Below are 19,636 nucleotides of genomic sequence, written 5' to 3'. Positions count from 1 at the left end.
AAACATGAAGTATTTTGGAACTGATGGTGTACGTGGTATTGCTAACCAAGAATTAACGCCGGAACTTGCTTTTCGACTCGGACGAGCAGGCGGTTATGTACTGACTGAACATGCAACGGAGCGTGAGCAGCCGCAGGTTTTAGTTGCCCGTGATACTCGAATTTCAGGACAGATGCTGGAAGAAGCAATTGTCGCTGGCCTTTTGTCGGTGGGAATTGAAGTTTTACGCTTAGGGGTTATTACAACGCCTGCCGTTGCTTACTTAGTTCGTACTCAGGGTGCGGATGCTGGTGTCATGCTGACAGCTTCTCATAATCCGGTTGAAGATAACGGGATTAAGTTCTTCGGTGCTGACGGCTACAAATTGTCAGATGACTTGGAAGATGAAATTGAAAAACTGCTTGAACAAAAAGACACGCTACCAAGGCCAGCAGCAAAGGGATTAGGTACCGTCGAAGATTACCAGGAAGGTGTCCAAAAGTACATTCAGTTCTTGGAACAGACCATTGATGATGATCTTTCCGGCATGCACATTGCAGTTGATTCAGCAAACGGTGCAACTAGTAACTTGGTTTCCAGATTGTACGCTGATTTAGGGGCTGAATTTGATACGATTGCAACGACACCAAACGGGTTAAACATTAACGCCCAGGTTGGGTCAACTCATCCTGAACAGTTGCAGAAATTCACGGTTGAAAAGGGTGTTTCAATTGGCCTAGCCTTTGATGGTGACGGTGACCGTTGCATTGCTGTTGATGAAGAAGGTAACGTGATCAATGGTGATAAGATCATGTATATTTGTGGGAAATACATGTCGGAACACGGTCGTTTGAAAAAGGATACGATTGTGACAACGGTCATGAGTAACTTGGGGATGTACAAAGCGATGGAAGCCCACGGTATGACCAGTGTTAAAACTAAAGTCGGTGATCGGTACGTGGTGGAAGAAATGCTCGCTAATGGTTATAACCTTGGTGGTGAACAGTCAGGCCACATTGTCTTCTTGGACTTCAACACCACTGGTGATGGCATGCTGACTAGTTTGCAGTTACTGCACATTATGAAAGAAACTGGCAAAAAGCTGTCCGAATTAGCTGCTGACGTGCAGGACTATCCGCAACAACTAGTGAACGTTAAGGTTGCGGATAAGAAAGCTGCATTGAATAATCCAGCAATTAAGGGCATTATTGATACCGTTGAAAAAGAAATGTCCGGTGACGGCCGCGTCTTAGTCCGTCCTAGCGGGACTGAACCACTATTGCGGGTAATGGCAGAAGCACCTACGCAAGAGGCTGTGGATGGCTATGTCAACCGCATCGCTGAAGTGGTCAAAAGAGAAGTTGGAATTGAATAATTTCATGAAATTAAAAACGGTTTTCAAACGGTGCTGTTTGAAAACCGTTTTTTTGCAATTTTCCTTGAAATAGGGTGGTTTTCAATCTATACCACTTTATACTTAATTATTGACATCTAATTTAAATGACTGTAAAGTATACATGTCTATAGATACAAAGAACATTATTGAGTCTATACCAATTAAAATATTATGAAAATTAGAGGATGAAATCTTATGTGTGGAATTGTCGGTGTTACAGGCAGTGATAATGCGGTAAAAATCTTACTTGATGGCTTACAAAAGCTTGAATACCGCGGTTACGATTCAGCTGGTATTTATGTAAACGACCAGGATGGCAAGGATTATCTTGTGAAAGAAAAGGGCCGCATCGCTGACTTGCGTCGTGAAGTTGGACCGGAAGTCCACGGGACAACTGGTATTGGCCATACGCGTTGGGCAACTCATGGGGTTGTCAGCGTTGCTAACGCCCACCCGCAGGTTTCGCAGGATAACCGCTTCTACTTAGTTCATAATGGTGTGATTGATAACTTCCAAGAACTAAAGAGTGAATATCTGAGTGACGTTCCGTTTACCAGTCAAACTGATACTGAAGTTGTCGTACAATTAGTTGATAAATTAGCTGTTAAAGAGGGCTTGAACGCCCACGATGCATTTGTCAAGGCCCTGAGCTTACTTAAGGGTTCTTCATACGCCTTTTTGTTGATGGACCGTGAAGATCCGGATACGCTCTATGTCGCTAAAAACAAAAGTCCCTTGCTGGTGGGTGTCGGTGATGGCTTTAACGTCGTTTGTTCCGATGCTTTGGCAATGTTGCGTGAAACCCATGACTTCCTTGAACTGATGGATGGTGAGGTTGTGACGATTACGCCTGACAAAGTTAAAATTGAAGATCAAAATGGGAACCCGGTTGAACGGAAGACTTTCCACGTGGATATGGATGCCAGTGAAACTGATAAGGGGACTTACCCATTCTACATGCTGAAGGAAATTGATGAGCAGCCTAACGTCATGCGCCGGCTTGCTCAGGTTTACTTGTCAGAGACTGGTGAACCAGTGATCAGCGATAAATTACTAAATTCGATGAAGCAGGCGGACCGCATCTATATTGTGGGTGCTGGTACAAGTTATCATGCTGGATTAGTCGGTAAGCGGCTATTCGAAAACTTGACCCAAACGCCTACTGAAGTGCACATTTCTTCAGAATTTGCTTATGAACAGCCGATTTTGTCCAAGAAACCATTCTTTATCTTCTTATCACAAAGCGGTGAGACTGCCGATTCACGTGAAGTGCTGGTTAACGTTAACGCGGGTGGGCATGAGAGTTTAACCATCACCAACGTTCAAAACTCAACGTTGTCGCGTGAAGCAACCTATACGTTGCTGCTGCATGCCGGTCCAGAAATTGCGGTGGCTTCGACTAAGGCCTATACAGCTCAAATTGCGATTGAAGCGATCTTAGCTAAGGCTTTGGGTGAAGCTGATAATCAAATCGTGGCTCAGCGGTTTGACGTTCGTCATCAGTTAGGCTTAGTTGCAACCGGTATTCAGGCCATTGTTGACGAAAAGAAGAAGCTTGAAGATTTGGCAAAGTCGTCCTTCTTGAAGACACCGAACGCCTTTTATATCGGTCGGGGCATTGACTGGAGCGTTTCACTTGAGGCGGCATTAAAGCTGAAGGAAATTTCCTATGTTCAGGCAGAAGGCTTTGCTTCCGGTGAATTAAAGCACGGAACGATTGCCCTGATTGAAAAGGGGACCCCAGTGATTGGGCTGATTACCCAAGAAAAGACCGCTGGGTTGACCCGGTCAAACTTGCAGGAGACCATGGCGCGCGGTGCGCACATTATTACCATTGTTTCCGAAAGTTTGGCTAAGCCTGGCGATGATATTATTTTGCCAGACGTTGACGAACTCATGTCACCGCTGCTGAGTGTTGTACCAACTCAGCTGATCGCTTATTACACAAGTCTCAACAAGGGCTTAGACGTTGATAAGCCACGTAACCTAGCTAAGAGTGTGACGGTTGAATAAACTTTAAAATTAGCGTTTAAAAAGCGCGTTATTATCAGTCCTTACGGGGCCTGGTAATGACGCGCTTTTTAGCTTCAAAGATAGCTATAGCAAGTTCTAAAGGGGGCGCAAAGAAATAAGACGAGGCCCTTTTTAAAGCATGCGCAATCAGCGCCCTTAATGTTTGGCTGTTAATGATTTGACCAGTTGCTGGCAAAATCCACCTGTGACATTGAGCCATTGTGAAATTAATCATTATTTACTTTCAAGCACTTGCGTGGACGATGTAAGCTTAACATGGTACAATTCCGCAGTAGAGAGAGGAAGATGAAACGTGAAATTTACCAAAAAACGGAGTCAAAATAAACAGGCAGAACAAAAGCGAGACGCCACTTGGAAAAAGTTTAAGACGCAGCAAAATACGTTAGCGGCTAATAAGCGTGGTGACCGGCTGCACGGTTCACGAAAAGTAAATTATTAAACTGAATTGGTCATTTTTCTTGCATTAATGGTCTAGATGACTTATCATTGGGCTATACCAACAAAGGGAGTGGCGAATCATGTCAGAATCTACAAAAGCAAAAATGAATGTGATTATCGTTAAGGATCGTGCTGAAGGCGGTCAAAAAGGCTTTGAAGTTTTTGAAAATGCCTACCGGAACGGTGCAAAGGTGTTTGGATTGGCAACTGGCAGTACACCAGTGACGACATATGAAGAATTAACTCAGAGTGACCTTGATTTTAGTCAAATGACGTCGGTTAACCTGGATGAATATGTCGGCTTAGCCCCAGACCATCCGCAGAGTTACCATTACTTCATGCAAAAGCACTTATTCGATCAGAAGCCATTTGCGCATTCATACGTGCCTGATGGTATGAATAGTGATGCTGCTGCCGAAATGAAACGTTACGATCAAGTGATCGCGGACAACCCAATTGATCTGCAAATTTTAGGTCTGGGTCAAAATGGTCACATTGGTTTTAACGAACCTGGCACTGATCCTGCTCTCGGTACTCACAAGGTCGCTTTAACCGAATCAACGATTAAAGCCAACGCCCGTTTCTTTGAAAATGAAGACGAAGTACCGCGTTATGCTTATTCGATGGGGATTGCTTCGATCTTAACCAGTAAGCATATCCTGTTGGAGGCTTACGGTCCGGAGAAGGCGGATGCTGTTAAAGCAATGATCGAAGGTCCAGTAACAAGTGATGTACCTGCTAGTTTCTTGCAACAGCATGATCAAGTAACGATTATCATTGATGAAGCGGCGGCAAGTAAGTTAACGGAAAATTATTAATTTGCGATAGAGAGATTGAAGAAAGCATGAGAGAGAAGAGCGACAAGGCTGTCGGTCTTCTTTTTTTATTTGTGCAAGCATCATTTTTTAGTATGCAGATCACAATTTTCCTAAGGTTGAGTTGATTATCAGGGAGGAACAAGCTTGTTTTCACTTCTTATTCCCATTATAATAGGTTTAAATTGTTGTATCTGAGGGGGACGTACACATGCGGAAACAGTGGATGGTGGGATTGCTCACCGTTGGTTTAGTCGTATGCGGTCTAGCTGGTGCGGGGCACACCAGGGTTGAAGCAAGCGCAACGACGGACCGGTTTATTAGCAGTATGTCATCACCTGTTAAACACGTTGCAGATGAGTACAAACTGTATCCATCCGTAATGATGGCACAGGCAGCATTGGAAAGTGGCTGGGGGACAAGTCAGCTTTCGGTCAATGCAAATAACTATTTTGGGGTTAAAGGGGCATATAACGGTGCTTCTGTAACGATGAGTACAGCTGAATACAATGCTAATGGGCAACTTTATTACACGCAGGCAGCCTTTAAAAAGTATCCTGATGCAACAGCTTCAATGACGGATAATGCACAGCTGTTGCGTAATGGAACATCTTGGAACCATAATTATTACTCACGAGTTTGGCGGGAAAATGCACCAACCTATGAAGCGGCTGCCAATGCGTTGACTGGCACTTATGCGACTGCACCGAACTATGGCAGCTCGTTGATCAACCTCATTCAGACCTATAAGTTTAATGCTTTGGATGGGGCGCCAATGGCTGCTAATTCGGCTCCAGCCGCTAAAAAGACGGCAACTGTCTCAACTAAGGTAAACTACTATGTTGGTGCTGATAGCCAGACCGCAACTTTGGGTGCTAGCTATAAGCATTATGCGATTTATAATCATGTTAAGGGCAGTAAGTACAAGTCGGTTAAGTATAACTGGTCTCAAGTTGGCGGCTGGCAGGGTCGGCCCGTTTGGATCGATGCTCGCGGTTATAAAGTGAGCACCAAGACGAATTGGTACCGGGTAAGATTTAGCAAGCAGACAACTTCCAAGAAGTATTGGGTCTACTCCAAAACATTGAGTTTCCCCAAAACGACTTATGCTGCTTACAAGAAAACAGCGACTTTAGTTGGTACGGTTTACCCGGTTTATAATCACGTTTTTAATTCAGCCTATATTGCAAAGCAATTGACGACTACGCAGGCACTAGCCAACCACTCGGTGACGATCGACCATAAAGCAACCCACGTTCAAAGCGGGGTAACGACAACTTGGTATCGAATTCACGGTGGTTCTACGAAGGGGTGGGTACCTTCAAGTGCCGTTAAAAACTAATTAAACAAATTGTTTAAATGGCCTTGATACCGCTTCTGGTAATGGGCCTTTTTTAAAGGTTTAAGTTTTAATTTATTATCAAATATTAACTTGTGAATTCTTCAGAAACCGGTATAATATTCACGGTTTAGTATTTTAGATGGGAGATTAGTTAAGATGAAGCTCTGGAAAAAACTGACAATTGTGCTGGTTTCAGTGTTTGGGCTTAGTGCGGCGACAACGGAAACTGTTCGAGCCGATACCCATACTGATTTTATTAATCGGATGAGCCAGCCGGTATTAAAAGTAAGTCGCCAGAATCATCTTTACGGTTCGGTAATGATGGCTCAGGCGGCGCTTGAAAGTAACTGGGGTACCAGTGAGTTATCACTTAACGCACATAATTATTTTGGCGTTAAGGGCAACTATGATGGGCATTCAGTTACGATGTCCACAGCTGAAGCCAATCCCGGCGGTTCAATGTACAATACGTTAGCCCAGTTTAAGGTTTATCCCTCAGCACAAGCTTCTTTGAGGGATTATGCTAAGGTATTACGTGGCGGCACGACTTGGAATCCCTTCTTATATGAAGGCGCTTGGCGGGAAAACGCGAGTTCTTACATGACGGCAACTAACATTGTTGCTGAAAACTATGCGACCGATAAAAATTATGCAAGCAAATTGAACAAAATCATTTTAGATTATGATCTTCACGACCGCCTTGACCGAACTTCAGCCAACAGTACGGATGCCGATACAAGTACAAGACTGACACCCGGTGTGGATTATGACAGCTACGATGGGACTGCAACGGTCAAGCCAGGCACCATCAAATTTTACAATGGTGTGCCAACGGCGAGCGACAAAGCCAAAGTTGTTCGGACTAAACAGCTAGCTAATAAGCAGGTTAAAGTAATGGGTCGCGGCATCGTGACCAAGGATCAAACGATTTGGTATCAAGTTAAGAGCGGTTCAGTAACTGGCTGGATCCAAATTACCGATATCTTAGGTTTGAAGAACCACTAGTAATAAGCAAGACACAAGTCATGATCTCTGATATAATGGCGTTCGTGGCGTAGCAACCGAAAAAAGACGTTAGGAAGAAATAAAAAATGGCAACTGATTACAAAATTATGGTGCAGAATGTTACCAAAGAATATGACTTATTTAAAACACAGTCAGAAAAGCTTCGTGCTTTCTTTGCGTTGAATCGCAAACCAGTACCACATTTTTGGTCGCTCATGGGGATCTCGTTGAAGGTTAAGCCAGGTGAAACGTTGGGTTTAATTGGCGTTAACGGTTCAGGTAAATCAACGCTTTCCAATATCATTTCGGGTATTATTCCACAAACGAGTGGCATTGTTGACGTGCGTGGCGACACATCAATTATTGCAATTGGTGCCGGCTTACGTGGTAATTTGACGGGGCTTGAGAACATTCGTTTAAAGGCGTTAATGCAAGGATTGACTAATGAAGAAATTGACGCACTGATGGATGATATTGTCAGTTTTGCCGATATTGGCGACTTCTTGTATCAGCCCGTAAAGAGTTATTCCAGCGGGATGAAATCGCGTTTAGGTTTTTCTATCGCGGTTCACGTCAACCCTGACATTTTGATTATTGATGAAGCTCTGTCAGTGGGTGATGATACTTTTTATCAGAAGTGTGTGGATAAAATCTCCGAATTCAAGGCTGAAGGCAAGACGATTATCTTCGTCAGTCACTCCTTAAAGCAAGTCGAGATGCTGTGTGATCGAGTAGCCTGGATTCACTATGGGAACCTCAAAGAAATTGGTGATACGGATACGATTGTTTCGGATTACCGGCAGTTTGTAAAGTGGTTTAAGGATCTAAACAAGAAGGAAAAGAAGCAATTTCAATTAAAAATGAAGGAAGCCCAAAAGGAATTTGATATTGATGCTTTTCAGGCTTCAGTAGTGGAGAAACGGCAGAAGGCAAATCCCAGCGAACAAAACGTGGCGGCAAAAGTTAAAAAGGACTTTTATGGATCTGTCATCAGTGAGAAGATGTCGTTTGGCAGCCGGTTGGTGACACTGTTAGTCTTGGTATTGCTTTTCTTTACGTGCTGGACGAATCTTTCGGGTCATTCATTAACGGAAGTTGTCTCTAATCCATCAGCGTTGGTTCACCCCACAAGTCACGTTGACAGAACGGGTAGTTTGCATAAATAAATGAATTTTTAATTAAAAAATGTGAGCATTTCTCATAAAAAGTGTTATAGTATTAATAACCATTTATTTACCCCCTGATTAGTTTTCAACGAAAAGGGATATCTCACATTTAGTGGTTTTATGAGAGCTTTGGCTGTTTGGCGAAACGGTTAAAGCTTTTTTATTTTAAATAAGTTAGCCGATATAGAATTAATCGGAAAAGGGTTGACAGCGCTTTCATGATGTCTTATAGTGTTCTTTGTAAGGTATGAATTAATTACCTTCTAATCAATTCTCTTTCTCTCTTATGCCGCCACTATCTTAGATAGTGGCTTTTTTGTATATAATAAGAGTAGGGAGACGTGTTTTTAAAGGTGTGATGAATTGCCTATGTGTGTCGTATCGAATATAATGAACAAGTGAGCAGTGAAAACTAAGCGATCATATTCAAGCTAAAAGTGGAGGGAGAGTTAGTTTTTGAAGAGTCACGAAACGTTTACACTTATTGAAGAAATAACGCGGCTTGATGGGACCAAGTACATGGAAATTAGTAATATGGTTCAAAACGGCCGTGCTGAGTTGGCAGCGGAACGCGGATTCATCAAACAAGTTCGTATTTTGCAGTTAAATATTCCGCATTCTCCGCACGTTGAGGCTTATGAGAATTACGTTAACGAAAACTATGAAATGCCAACTGAAGCAATGGACCACTTCGAAGAATGGAAGAAGCCAGATAAGATCCAGCATGAAGTTGATATGGTATTAAAAGAAAATCATATTGGTTAAAATTTGAGGAAAAAATGATTGCACGTCGTGAATTTTTATGGTATAAATAACTCATGGCGTTGTTATTGCCCCGTAGTTCAGTGGTAGAATAATTGACTGTTAATCAAGAGGTCGCTGGTTCGAGCCCAGCCGGGGCAGTTTATTTAAAGCGAGTGGGTCAGGTAGTTTAGACCTAATAAAAACCGGTCATCAGTTATTTAACTGATGACCGGTTTTTTTGAATAGTTGAACTGTTTCAATAAGTTGTCAATTGCTCCTGTAAAGTATTCAAAATAATAGCGATTAGGCCTCATCCGTTGTGAAACGGTTCAGCGTCATGGCCGCTTTTTCGTGAACGTTTTGTAGCTGTAATTCTTTCAGATGCTCGAACAGGATACCTTCACGTAGACCGCTGTTAGAAAAAGTAATCCGGTCAGAGTCCAAATAACGCATCAACAAGGTCAATGGGATCAAACCGCCGACAATAATGTCAGCTCGGTCTTTACTAAGCCCAGGGATGGCTTTTCGGCCTTCTAGATCCTGGCTGACGATCCTTGAAAAGGTGTCGTCGACAGAATGACGGCTCAACCGGTAGCCGTGAATATCCTCAAAATTGAGGATGTTATTGAAACGGCGGTTGATCTTAGCCATTGTCCGGTTACTGCCGCCAAGGCCAATCACGGGCAAATTAAGGCCGTTACGCAGCCACCAGATGCTGTTATAAACGTCACTGACAAAGGTCATGACTTTAAACAGGCTGGAAGCTGATATTTGATCAGCAGATAAGTATTCTTGAGTTAAATTAACACTGCCCAAGGGGATACTGATCAAATGACTGATGGTACTGTTTTGGACCAGCACGATTTCTGAGCTTGCACCGCCAGTATCCAAAATAACGGCATTTGTTGCGGGTAGCGTTTCGCTGACACCAAGATAATCGTAATAAGCTTCCATGGTACCAGGCAACACGTCGAGTTTGATATCCAGTTCGGTTTCAACGCGTTTGAGAAATTTTTTCTGATTGGTTGCCTGACGTGTGGCGGCGGTTGCCACTGCTTTTAGCCGGACGTTGTTCATTTTAGAATAGACATCTTTGAATTCCTGCAGGGCAGCCAGTGTTCTTTCTACGGCTTCTGGCTGCAGAACTTTATTTTCACCCATATTCTCAGAAAGGCGAACATATTCCTTCATCTGTTTGACGGTCGAATAAGTACCGTCATCATCAATTTCGGTGATTGTCATTCGAGCTGAGTTGGAACCTAAGTCGATCACTGCAAAGTTTTCCATTAGTCTGATTCACTCCCATCATCGTAGTTCAGCGGATTCGGTTGATTTTCGGGACTGAGCATTGGCTGAAATTCCGTTGGCGCTGTTTTGGTTGCGTCTTCTTGATCACGTTGGACGTGCTCGGTAGCTGCTTTTACAAAGGCGGCTTGTGACTCAAGCGGTACGAGTCCGCGGCGGTCAATGTGCGTGTAAGCACCATCTGCTTGCATGACCCGTGTCTTAACGTTGTCATTCCACATCGTATCATAAATTCGCAGTACCCGGTCAGCTAAATCGGGTTGTAGAATCGGAAATAACAATTCAACCCGACGATTCAAATTCCGAGTCATCAAATCAGCACTGGAGAGATAGACGCTCTTTTGACCGTCAATATCAAAGCAGTAGATACGGCTGTGCTCCAGAAAATGACCGACGATTGAGTGAACGGTAATGTTTTCGCTGACTTTTGGAATGCCGGTTCGCAGACAGCAAATGCCGCGAACAATTAATTGAATCTGCACACCGCAGTGGGATGCCTTATACAAGTGTTCAATCATTTTTTGGTCGGATAACGAGTTCATTTTCATACGGACGGTAACTTTGGCGCCCTTTTTGGCGGCGGCGCCTGCTTCGGTCAGCTTATCGTAAATAAAATCACGAATACCGTCGGGACTGATGTGCAGCAGGTGGAAGTAAGGCGGTTTAGAGTATCCGGATAGCATGTTGAAGATGTTGGTAGCATCGATCCCCATATCGTTATTCGCGGTAAAGAGGCCCATGTCCGTGTAAAAGTGTGCCGTAACGTCGTTATAGTTACCAGTTCCCATGTGCATATACCGGCGAATACCGCCCTGTTCCCTGCGTACGACGAGGGATAACTTACAGTGGGTCTTTAGACCAATCAAACCGTAGATGACGTGACAGCCCATTTTTTCAAGCTGTCTGGCCCAGTGAACGTTGTTTTGTTCATCGAACCGCGCTTTGACTTCTACCAAGACGGTCACTTGTTTGCCGTTTTGAGCAGCCCGGCCCAAGTAACGGATGATTGGAGAATCGCCAGATACCCGGTAGAGGGTCATTTTGATGGCTAATGTATCGGAGTCGCTGGCCGCTTGCCGGATAAATTCAACCACTGGATCGAACTTATCGTAGGGGTGCTGCATCAGCCAGTCGTGACTGCGAATGGCTGCAAAGATATCGTGATTGTGATCCAATTCTTTTGGCTGATAGGCGGTGAATTTAGAGTATTTTAAATCATCATGGTTGATGATCTGGCCGACCAGCTTACTGAGAAAGGTTAAGTCAACTGGACCATTGGTTTCATAAACAGCGAAGTCAGGCGTGCCGAGCTCTTTGTTTAACCGTTTTAAAAGCTTTTTGCTAATGGTATTCTCAACTTCCAAACGAATCACCCTACCGTGTTCCCGCAGCTTTAACTGCTGCTGGACTTCCTTTAACAGGTCCGAGGTATCTTCTTCGGCCACGTCCAGATCCATGTCACGGATGACACGGAAAACAACGGTTTCCTTAACGGTGTAATTAACGAACAGCTGACCCACGAAAGCTTTGATGATTTCTTCAATTAAGATAAAGGCATTTTCTTCGCCCGGTAAACGAACCACCCGGGGGAAAACGTCTGGAATCTGAAGGGTAGCGTAAAGCCTTTCTGAGCTATCGTTTGGTGTGAGTTGAATCGCTAAGTTCAGCGTATCGTTAGCAATGAACGGGAAGGGCCGGGAACTATCGTCAGCCATTGGTGTCAGTACCGGATAAAGTTCATCGTGGAAGTAAGTTTTAATAAACTGAAATTGTTCGCTCGTCAGGTCTTGCACGTGTTTAACGTGGACGCCAATTTGCTGAACAGCTGGTATCAATGAACGGTTGAGCGTGGTGTACTGTTTAATCAGCATTTCATGCGCGCGTTCGTTGACAGCCCGCAACTGTTCTTCAGCAGTTAAACCCGATGCGTCGGGGTTAGGGTAATTGACCGCTGCTAACTTTGCTAACGAAGCGACCCGGACCATGAAGAATTCATCCAGGTTGCTTTGAGTAATGCCCAGGAATTTTAACCGTTCTAACAGTGGGTTGCCTTTATCCCGCGATTCTTCTAGGACACGGTCGTTAAAGTCGATCCAGCTTAATTCCCGGTTGGTAAAATAAGCCGGATTACTGTAGTTGATCTTATCACTCATTTCGAAGATACACTCCTTTGCTTTAATCGTGGTTTCAAACCGAAAGTTTCTTCAAAGAATTGACTTTTATAAGCAAATTCCCAATTTTCAAATGATAAATTTTCATTACTGTAAACCGTAATGACCAGTTCCGGAGACTTAATTGAAACCGAAATACGCTTGATCTTTTGCTGGCGGTCATCATCCAGTGCATCGGCCAGCCGAAGGATTGCAGCTAGTTTTGCGACTAATAGCCGTTCGTTGGTATCCAACTGCTGAAAGTGGCTGAGATCTTCGCTAGGTGTAGTAGCACTATGATAGCGGGCGATAGCAGCGATGATCTGGCGTTCGTGGACGGAAAGACCAATGATGCTCGTGTGACGAATGATGTAGTCGGAGTGTAAGTAGTGCTCATGAGGATCGACAAAGGCCCCCACATCGTGCAGAATTGAAGCCACTTGCAATAATAAACGGTCTCGCGAAGTTAACTGGTGAATTGGCTTTAGTTGATCGAACAGGTGCAGTGCAAATTTGGTGACCAGTTTACCGTGAATTGGTTCTACAAGGTAGTGATTAGCCATGCTGTTAGCAGCATTGATCGTCTGCTCTGAAAAATCGTATTTGCTGTAACCCATCCGAACCGCTTCGTTGATGGCTAGTCCGTCTAACACGGTGTTGTGGGAAAAATGCAGCGACTTTGCTTGTGTCAGGTGCATGAGTTTGCGAACCAGTAAAATTTCTGGCAGGAGTAAAGAAATTTCGGCTTCTTTGACACCGTACTGTTCAATTAAAAATTGATCCGACGCATCAAGAACCTTGTCAAAAATCGTTTCAAATTGGTCGGCCGTTACCGTATGATGATGTTCAGCGTCAACGGTCAGCTGATTTAAGGGCATTGAGCTCAGTAGGATAAGCTCACTGGGACCCTCGATGGCCTCTTGCGGTAATAAGCGCTGATAGTCTGATAGTTTGCTATCGATATAATCACTGAGGACTTCCACGGAGCTGGGTGAGCTTTGCCGGAGGCTTTGAAGGTCTTCGGCAATTCGAACGGGGCCCAGAGAATAGTTGTTAGAATAAAGAAATGACAGATTATTGAATTCGGTGATCGTCGTATTTCCAGAATTGATCCCGACTAAGTAGGTTAAATTTTGACCCGTTGGAATCTTCTTTTGACGCAGGTCAACTAGCACAGCTTGGTTTCGGTAATAAGTTTCTTCGCTGATCGATAGCCAGTTGAGCTTGATCCCCGTTTTTAGGAAAATTTGATCCGCGATAAAATCCGCGTTGATTGCCCGTGAAAGAGCTTCACTGCCCCATAACTGATAGTCTTGAATTTGATAGTCGTTCAGGATTTGTAAAAAGCCGCGCAGTGCCGTCGTCATTTGGTTGACCAATTCAAATTGGATTGGTTCGTGCCGATATAAGTTATCACCAACGGACAGCTCTTTGTGAACGCGTTCCACCGTTTTTAGATTTTTCAGATCAACGATGAGGAGCTGTAAGCCCTGCACTGAGATGAGCATGGTGCCAAAGTAGTGAGTTGCCACAAAAATCGCCTCCATATGAATTTAAATTAATAGAATACCTGATTGTCCATAATTAATCGGCTAATGTGTTTTTCTGTTTGCTGATTTTCGGCTGGTAGCGTCATGTAATCGCCGTACATCCGAGTTAAAATTGAATCATAAGCAGTCGGCACGTTAACTTGTAAATATTCAAACGGAACCTTGGTTAAGTTACTGATTTCAGTGCCGGAAAGGATCTCCCGGTCGTAACTATATTGGGAGGCCAGGTTTTTGTAATAGTTAAAGTGATCGTGTTCATATAAGCGCATCGTATTTTCGCGCTGGTGCTTGAGTTGGTTTAAATCTTCAAGTTTACCAGGGTCGGGTTCGGCTCTATGATGCCGTAAGGGGGAATCAATCAACCTGTAGCCGGCCTTGACGATGATGCGGCTATCCAGGAGCTTAAATCGAGTGATTTGGCTGCGTCGCCGGCCAGGGTCATCAGGAATTCGGTCAAAGGGAAAGATATCAATGAAGACGCCTTTACGGGCATTATTGACGTTGGCCTTTTCCTCAATGTAAGTAAAGCGGTCGAGCAGTTTCATGTAGCTAAAGCCGTAATTGTCATCTGAGTAGGCCGTCTGCAGGAAGTAGTGGTCACCACGTAATTTTGCCGGTGCGTACTTGGCAAAGGCTTCGTAATCAGCGCGGGTCATGCCGATATCCATATCATCATCCCAGGGGATGAAGCCTTGATGACGGATAGCGCCCAATAAGGAACCACCGATCAAAAAGTAATCAATTGACAGCTCGTCACAAAGAGAAATAATCTTTGCTAAATTGCCCAGTTCAACTTGGTGAAGACGTTTAACTAAGTCGATATGCGTCGCCTCCTTTTATTGATGATCAGTACGAAACGTCACGTTAATTTTACTCCCTTTTCGGAGCTGATTAAACTTAGGTAGCAATTTAATTGAAAGTTAAGTGTAACTCAATCGATAATAATAATCCAGTAAACTATAAGAGCTAGTATTGCCAATCAAATGTGGTAATTTGGGCCGGATAATGATAAGCTAAAAACAGGAATGTCATATAGATTAGGGTGAGAAAAATGGAACGAGCACAATTACTGGATGAATACATTGATGTGTATATGAAGTCACTTAAATATCTGGATTCTTTTGTGTCGGAGCCGGCGATGAAGTACAATTTGTCGTTTGAACAGTATCTTATCATGCATGATATTGCCCATCAATCACACGTCACCCTGGCTCGAATCGCTGACAAGCGGGGCGTCACTCGCAGTGCGATTTCTCGGCAGATCAAAGTTTTGCTCAAACTGGACTATATTTACCAGCAGCAAGATGAAAAGGATCACCGCAGGCAGTTCCTGCATCTGACACCTCGCGGAAGCAAAATTGAAGCGATATTGGCTAAGGCAGCTGAAGATCGCTTTAGTGGTTGGATCGATATTTTTGGTGAAGATCGTGCGATGGATTTACTGCAGTTTATTCGTGCATTTAGTGAAGCAGCCAATTTAGAAAATAAGTCGAGGAACCTGTAAGGCAAGTTTAATAAAAAGTACCATTTGAACCGCAATTAGTTTGACGGCTCAAATGGTGCTTTATTTTTACTGGTCAAAGTCATCGACGACTTCGACGGTGTAATGACCACTGTGGCTTAACAACTTGGAAACGGGGCAGCGAAGTTCAGCTTGGTGAACAAAATCGATTGCTTGGGAGTGAGTCATATGTGGGATATGAATCTGGGCGGTGACTAAGAAATCAAGACCGTCAGTGCTTTTGACCATGCTGACGTGGACCCGAACTTCCGCTAAATGGGGGAAACCGTTTTCCCGTTCAATGGCTTCTAAAGTGGCTGACATGCAAGTGCTCAGGGATAATCCAAGTAATTGTTCAGGATTAGTTCCTGGGGTATTTTCTAACGGATGGCTGACCACAACCGCTAAGCCGTTTGGAATGTAGGCAACACCGTTAACGCCATCGTTATTGATGGCTTCTGTCTCATATTGGTGGATGTAATGTTTGGTTTTTGTCATGCGAAAGTCTCCTTTAGTCATTATTTTAGTGGTTTAAGTCGGTAATCACAACGTTGTTAGCTTAACTATACCAATTATGATGTTTTTAAGTAAAAGTATTTCTATGAGGAATGACACACAGCTATTTTACTTGACTCATCATGCTTTTAAAAGGGTGCAGGCTTAGCTTCTTTTAAACGTTAAAGTGGCTTCAAAAAATTATAATGCTGTAACTAGACCAATCAGTTGCAATGAGATATAATGACGGTGTTGTAAGAGTTGGTTTGTAAGTCCTGAAGCTTTGGAGGTATCACAAATGAGTGTGGTAAATTTTTCAGGCCACCCCGTGGTGCAAAAAGTCTTGGTTAAACAGTTCAACCGACAAGGTAAAGCTGTGGACCCTGAGACGATGGCACGATTTCGGTCGATGGTACGAACCCATACTGAACTGTTTGGGGAGCAGAACGGTACGCGGGATCAAACGGACATCTAGCAATTTAATATGGGATAAATAGTAAACGGGATGATCATCAAGTCATCCCGCTTATTGTGTCGTTGCGCAGTTAAAAGGTGAAGATGATCTTTAATCGAGAAAAGGCGAGTTGCCAGCAAGCAATTAATAGTGGTTTAATAGCAATAAGCTAAAGAAGGAGCGATTCGTTTTGTATAAAGTTATGGTAGTCTTACACGATGAAGACGACTACATCCGCATGAATAAAGTCTATTTTGAAACGATGCCCGTCGCTGGACAATACATCATCCATTCTGACGGTTTGGCATACGTGGTTGAAGAAGTCACTTCTTTTGCCGGTTACGTCAGCAGTAAAGGCGCAACAACCATTTTAGTTGTTCACCAGGCACCACGAGAGGCCGCTGTTAATAAGCTGTACGGGATTGATATTGAACGGGATCTTGATGATCCGGAGAATGGTTAACGTGTTTTCTTAAAACTTGATAACGACCTCTGGATGAATTGCTTGCGGCTGGGCTGATTTGGAGCTGTTGGGTTGATGAAACTGACTCATGCCAAATAGGAAGAGGAGAATCGTCAGTAACAATACAAACAGTTCCACAAGGATCTGTTTCATCTTAATGCTCCTTTCTAACGGTGTTTGAGATAAGACCTTGCGCTAATGATAACACCGTCGTAATGACAATTCAGTTGATAAAAAAATCTGACCACCCGCAAAGGATGGTCAGATTTTTTTATAATAAGGTAGAGTTTTAAATCAGTTTGTGAGCATAAACGTACTGCATCAATGAACGGGTTTCAGTAAACTCGTCTTCATCATGTAAAACGACGGTGATCAGCCGGTCGTGGCCAGCTTTTTGACCGGTCCCCACAAAGCAGTATCCTGCTAAGTCAGTATAACCGGTTTTGAGGCCATCGACCTTCAAGGATGAGTCGTAATACTTTCGGCCAGGTAGGAGATTGTTGTAGTTGTAGCAAAGTTGACCAGCAACGGTCATGCTGCCACGACTGCTATCGGACAATACCGAAGGATATTCGGTAATCAAATGTTTGGCAATCAGCGCAACATCCTTTGCTGAGACCATGTTGGCGTTACCGCCGCTGACAGAATAGCCGTAGCCGCGAAGGGCAGATTGCTCCATTCCGTTAGCAGAAACGTAGGTTGCACGACCGAGGTTCCATTTCTTGGCTTGTGCGTTCATCATGGCAATGAACTTGGCATTGTAAGCTGGTGTTGAACCGCCTGCGACCCACTGACCCAGGGCAATGGCGGCGTTGTTAGAGGATTCAATCAGCGCTGCTTGATAAAGCTGCTTGACGGTGTAGCTATTTGCGTTAAATTTGAAGCCGCCGTAAACACTTGACGCGCCCATGCGTTTCAAGCCGGAGTATGAAGTGTTAACTTTAGAATCCCATGTAGAACCGGTATTGGCGACTTTTTGTTCAACTAAGTAAAGCGTCATTAACTTGGTCACGCTGGCAATTGGTCTAGGAGTATTTTCACTTTTAGACCATAACACTTTATCGGTTTTAGCATTCATGGCGACTGCTGATTTAGCATATTTAAGGTAAAGAGGTGCACTACCCTTTTTTAAATAACTGTGCCACACATAACCAGAAACGTTACCAGCACCGTTCTTAACGGCATAGTAAATTGCTTTGGTAGAACCGTGTTTTAAAGTAACCTTCTTAGTGGCATACCAGGTGGTATTCGGGTAGTGGCTTAAACTAGCTAACTTTTTGGTGTGGCTAATGTTGTAGACGGACCCTTTGCTCGAGGCACGGTGATAAGCTGTTTTAGTGATGTTAGAGCTGCTGGCAACACTGTATTTGGCAGCGGAAGCGGCTGCGGGTTTCAGTGACATTAAGCTAAACATGCCTAACAGTACAGCGACTGCTATTAAAATGGTACGTGTAAAATGATTAGATGTTGTTGTCATAATTTTCCTCCCTTTTCCCTTTACTTTTAAGTTAGCATGATAAGCATTGACTGACAACGGCATTCCCCGAATTGTAACTAAACTGTGCTGTTGCAGTCATTTGATTGTAATGGTGATGAACTGAAGGATAAAAATCAACCTGATTAAGGGTAAAACGTGTGTGTTGACAAATTCAGTGAAACTCATTAGTCTGGTTCATAGGCAATGTGGAGCCCGTCATTTTTTGACGGGCCTTGATTAGTTTATGTACCAATTGCTATTTTCAGGTTAGAAGGGATAACATGTCAAAGTTTCCAACGTATAATTCACAACAGTGGGGGGAAGCCCGAGACGCTGTGATGCAGGAGTATCAAGACTTCGTTTCGGAGCTGAGAACACAAGGGGTGGACTACACGATTAAGAATGCCCGTAAACTGCTGATTTATCAAGATTTAATTGCTGAGTGGCAGCACCGTTTGCCAACCGTTATTTCGGATCTGGAAGAAAACACTTTTGCCCTAACGGTATTTGATGAGCTTAAGAAACACAAAAAGTGTACGTTATTAGCACGTGCATATAATGATATGTCATCGTGGTCGAATTTTAATCCGTTGGCACTAACGCTTTGGCTTGAATTGTCTGAGGACGAAGCTATTACGGAGTTTTAAACGTTGAAACTGCAGTCGTTTGGCTTTCTAAGTGTGAATTAATATGCTAAACTGGTAACTGTAGTTTTATGGGGATGTTAAGGATTCGACAGGTATAGGTCGAATTCGGACTGCGTTTCGTAGCGAGGTTCTACGTTAAAACCCTCACCTAATTTTTAACTGCAAATAACAGTTCAAAATCTCTTGCATTAGCTGCCTAATAAGCGCTAAGTAAGGATCCGCCTAATCTCGCCCATGGGTTTGATACGGGTCTTAAATTAAGTGGGCTTACGCTGTCGGCTCCCATCTGAAGTCTGCAGAAGAGATCAATCAGGTTAGCTGTTCATGTTTGGCCCTGACAGGCGGCGAATTGAACAGTGAATTTTAAATAGTCTGAATATAAACGTAGAGGTCTGGATGGCGATATGCTTGGACGCGGGTTCGACTCCCGCCATCTCCATTTTAAGATTTTAGCAAGTGCTTAACGCCTTGTAAAGCCTGGTAGAACGGTATTTCTATCAGGCTTTTAGTTTGGCCTTTTAGAGATTACCTAAAAGTTAAAGAGCCCCAAAGATAAAAATAAAGTTTCATCATCGGACAGTATTGCACATTAAAGATAAGTTTGTACGTATCTAAAAGAGTTTCTTTGTGAAAAGGTTGCACTTGATTTAACGATTCGGCATAATGAAAATACAG

19 protein-coding genes, 1 tRNA gene and 1 other RNA gene are annotated in these 19,636 nt (G+C 43.6%); 14 read left to right on the top strand and 7 right to left on the bottom strand.

The features are described 5' to 3' along the window. Positions 1 to 4 precede the first annotated feature (4 nt). From glmM to CES81_RS10160, 9 genes are all read left to right on the top strand, one after another. On the top strand, positions 5 to 1,354 hold the full coding sequence (glmM, locus tag CES81_RS10205) for a phosphoglucosamine mutase (RefSeq protein WP_089121667.1): 1,350 nt from the start codon (positions 5 to 7) through the stop codon (positions 1,352 to 1,354). 216 nt (positions 1,355 to 1,570) lie between these two features. Then, complete coding sequence (glmS, locus tag CES81_RS10200) at positions 1,571 to 3,388, top strand: glutamine--fructose-6-phosphate transaminase (isomerizing) (RefSeq protein WP_089121666.1); 1,818 nt, start codon at positions 1,571 to 1,573, stop codon at positions 3,386 to 3,388. Between the two features lie 313 nt (positions 3,389 to 3,701). Next, entirely contained in the window at positions 3,702 to 3,848 is a 147-nt protein-coding gene (locus CES81_RS13550; protein WP_089088138.1) for a hypothetical protein, read from the top strand. Positions 3,849 to 3,951: 103 nt separating this feature from the next. Next, a complete protein-coding gene (locus CES81_RS10185) occupies positions 3,952 to 4,665 on the top strand; it encodes a glucosamine-6-phosphate deaminase (RefSeq protein WP_089088262.1) in 714 nt (237 codons plus the stop codon). Between the two features lie 208 nt (positions 4,666 to 4,873). Further along, a complete protein-coding gene (locus CES81_RS10180; protein ID WP_089121664.1) occupies positions 4,874 to 6,004 on the top strand; it encodes a glycoside hydrolase family 73 protein in 1,131 nt (376 codons plus the stop codon). Between the two features lie 156 nt (positions 6,005 to 6,160). After that, the gene (locus CES81_RS10175; RefSeq protein WP_089121663.1) at positions 6,161 to 7,009 is read left to right on the top strand and encodes a glucosaminidase domain-containing protein; all 849 of its coding nucleotides are present in this window, start codon (positions 6,161 to 6,163) and stop codon (positions 7,007 to 7,009) included. A gap of 86 nt (positions 7,010 to 7,095) precedes the next feature. Then, positions 7,096 to 8,175: an ABC transporter ATP-binding protein gene (locus tag CES81_RS10170; protein WP_089088135.1), complete on the top strand. Its 1,080-nt coding sequence runs from the start codon at positions 7,096 to 7,098 to the stop codon at positions 8,173 to 8,175. Positions 8,176 to 8,631: 456 nt separating this feature from the next. Beyond that, positions 8,632 to 8,940 (top strand): hypothetical protein, encoded by a 309-nt coding sequence (locus CES81_RS10165; protein ID WP_089088134.1) that lies wholly within the window; start codon positions 8,632 to 8,634, stop codon positions 8,938 to 8,940. 66 nt (positions 8,941 to 9,006) lie between these two features. Further along, positions 9,007 to 9,078, top strand: a tRNA-Asn gene (locus CES81_RS10160). A 144-nt stretch (positions 9,079 to 9,222) separates the two neighbouring features. Here the strand turns inward: CES81_RS10160 and CES81_RS10155 are convergent. Genes CES81_RS10155 through CES81_RS10140 form a run of 4 tightly spaced genes read right to left on the bottom strand, consistent with a single transcriptional unit; the run spans position 9,223 to position 14,745 of the window. Beyond that, positions 9,223 to 10,206 carry a Ppx/GppA family phosphatase gene (locus tag CES81_RS10155; RefSeq protein ID WP_089088133.1) on the bottom strand — a complete coding sequence of 328 codons (984 nt, stop codon included), beginning with the start codon at positions 10,204 to 10,206 and terminating at the stop codon, positions 9,223 to 9,225. Continuing rightward, positions 10,206 to 12,365, bottom strand: coding sequence for an RNA degradosome polyphosphate kinase (locus CES81_RS10150; RefSeq protein WP_180949785.1), 2,160 nt, complete (start codon positions 12,363 to 12,365; stop codon positions 10,206 to 10,208). Before CES81_RS10150 ends, CES81_RS10155 begins: the two co-directional genes overlap by 1 nt. 8 nt (positions 12,366 to 12,373) lie before the next feature. Continuing rightward, positions 12,374 to 13,906, bottom strand: a complete 1,533-nt coding sequence (locus CES81_RS10145; RefSeq protein ID WP_225356381.1) for a Ppx/GppA phosphatase family protein — start codon at positions 13,904 to 13,906, stop codon at positions 12,374 to 12,376. A 26-nt stretch (positions 13,907 to 13,932) separates the two neighbouring features. Next, on the bottom strand, positions 13,933 to 14,745 hold the full coding sequence (locus tag CES81_RS10140; RefSeq protein WP_089121660.1) for a LicD family protein: 813 nt from the start codon (positions 14,743 to 14,745) through the stop codon (positions 13,933 to 13,935). A gap of 230 nt (positions 14,746 to 14,975) precedes the next feature. Here CES81_RS10140 and CES81_RS10135 point away from each other — a divergent pair, with 230 nt between their 5' ends. Continuing rightward, complete coding sequence (locus CES81_RS10135; RefSeq protein WP_089121659.1) at positions 14,976 to 15,428, top strand: MarR family winged helix-turn-helix transcriptional regulator; 453 nt, start codon at positions 14,976 to 14,978, stop codon at positions 15,426 to 15,428. Positions 15,429 to 15,494: 66 nt separating this feature from the next. Here the strand turns inward: CES81_RS10135 and CES81_RS10130 are convergent, their stop codons facing one another. After that, positions 15,495 to 15,923: an OsmC family protein gene (locus CES81_RS10130; protein WP_089121658.1), complete on the bottom strand. Its 429-nt coding sequence runs from the start codon at positions 15,921 to 15,923 to the stop codon at positions 15,495 to 15,497. A 295-nt stretch (positions 15,924 to 16,218) separates the two neighbouring features. Between CES81_RS10130 and CES81_RS13545 the strand changes: the two genes are divergently transcribed. Continuing rightward, positions 16,219 to 16,395: a hypothetical protein gene (locus CES81_RS13545; RefSeq protein ID WP_179211676.1), complete on the top strand. Its 177-nt coding sequence runs from the start codon at positions 16,219 to 16,221 to the stop codon at positions 16,393 to 16,395. Between the two features lie 169 nt (positions 16,396 to 16,564). Then, positions 16,565 to 16,837, top strand: a complete 273-nt coding sequence (locus CES81_RS10125) for a LysR family transcriptional regulator (protein WP_089089094.1) — start codon at positions 16,565 to 16,567, stop codon at positions 16,835 to 16,837. Positions 16,838 to 16,846: 9 nt separating this feature from the next. On the opposite strand, the gene CES81_RS13540 is transcribed toward CES81_RS10125, so the two are convergent. Both CES81_RS13540 and CES81_RS10120 read right to left on the bottom strand, forming a co-directional pair. Continuing rightward, positions 16,847 to 16,990: a hypothetical protein gene (locus tag CES81_RS13540; RefSeq protein ID WP_179211675.1), complete on the bottom strand. Its 144-nt coding sequence runs from the start codon at positions 16,988 to 16,990 to the stop codon at positions 16,847 to 16,849. 136 nt (positions 16,991 to 17,126) lie between these two features. Further along, on the bottom strand, positions 17,127 to 18,314 hold the full coding sequence (locus CES81_RS10120; RefSeq protein ID WP_089121657.1) for a D-alanyl-D-alanine carboxypeptidase family protein: 1,188 nt from the start codon (positions 18,312 to 18,314) through the stop codon (positions 17,127 to 17,129). Between the two features lie 281 nt (positions 18,315 to 18,595). Between CES81_RS10120 and CES81_RS10115 the strand changes: the two genes are divergently transcribed. Both CES81_RS10115 and ssrA read left to right on the top strand, forming a co-directional pair. Beyond that, positions 18,596 to 18,961: a hypothetical protein gene (locus tag CES81_RS10115; RefSeq protein ID WP_089089092.1), complete on the top strand. Its 366-nt coding sequence runs from the start codon at positions 18,596 to 18,598 to the stop codon at positions 18,959 to 18,961. A gap of 70 nt (positions 18,962 to 19,031) precedes the next feature. Then, positions 19,032 to 19,403: a transfer-messenger RNA gene (gene ssrA, locus CES81_RS10110) on the top strand. Positions 19,404 to 19,636 lie beyond the last annotated feature (233 nt).

The organism is Secundilactobacillus pentosiphilus, assembly GCF_002217985.1.
GTDB classification, from domain to species: domain Bacteria; phylum Bacillota; class Bacilli; order Lactobacillales; family Lactobacillaceae; genus Secundilactobacillus; species Secundilactobacillus pentosiphilus.
The sequence above is the reverse complement of the archived record's forward strand: the minus strand, read 5'-3'. Positions and strand labels throughout refer to the sequence as shown.

Bases quoted from the DNA above. Each gene is read 5' to 3' on its own strand.
- CES81_RS10180 (WP_089121664.1), top strand. From the start codon at position 4,874: ATGCGGAAACAGTGGATGGTGGGATTGCTCACCGTTGGTTTAGTCGTA.
- CES81_RS10130 (WP_089121658.1), bottom strand. From the start codon at position 15,923: ATGACAAAAACCAAACATTACATCCACCAATATGAGACAGAAGCCATC.
- CES81_RS10170 (WP_089088135.1), top strand. From the start codon at position 7,096: ATGGCAACTGATTACAAAATTATGGTGCAGAATGTTACCAAAGAATAT.
- glmS (WP_089121666.1), top strand. From the start codon at position 1,571: ATGTGTGGAATTGTCGGTGTTACAGGCAGTGATAATGCGGTAAAAATC.
- CES81_RS10185 (WP_089088262.1), top strand. From the start codon at position 3,952: ATGAATGTGATTATCGTTAAGGATCGTGCTGAAGGCGGTCAAAAAGGC.
- CES81_RS10175 (WP_089121663.1), top strand. From the start codon at position 6,161: ATGAAGCTCTGGAAAAAACTGACAATTGTGCTGGTTTCAGTGTTTGGG.
- glmM (WP_089121667.1), top strand. From the start codon at position 5: ATGAAGTATTTTGGAACTGATGGTGTACGTGGTATTGCTAACCAAGAA.
- CES81_RS10115 (WP_089089092.1), top strand. From the start codon at position 18,596: ATGTCAAAGTTTCCAACGTATAATTCACAACAGTGGGGGGAAGCCCGA.
- CES81_RS10135 (WP_089121659.1), top strand. From the start codon at position 14,976: ATGGAACGAGCACAATTACTGGATGAATACATTGATGTGTATATGAAG.
- CES81_RS13545 (WP_179211676.1), top strand. From the start codon at position 16,219: ATGAGTGTGGTAAATTTTTCAGGCCACCCCGTGGTGCAAAAAGTCTTG.
- CES81_RS10155 (WP_089088133.1), bottom strand. From the start codon at position 10,206: ATGGAAAACTTTGCAGTGATCGACTTAGGTTCCAACTCAGCTCGAATG.
- CES81_RS13540 (WP_179211675.1), bottom strand. From the start codon at position 16,990: ATGAAACAGATCCTTGTGGAACTGTTTGTATTGTTACTGACGATTCTC.
- CES81_RS10120 (WP_089121657.1), bottom strand. From the start codon at position 18,314: ATGACAACAACATCTAATCATTTTACACGTACCATTTTAATAGCAGTC.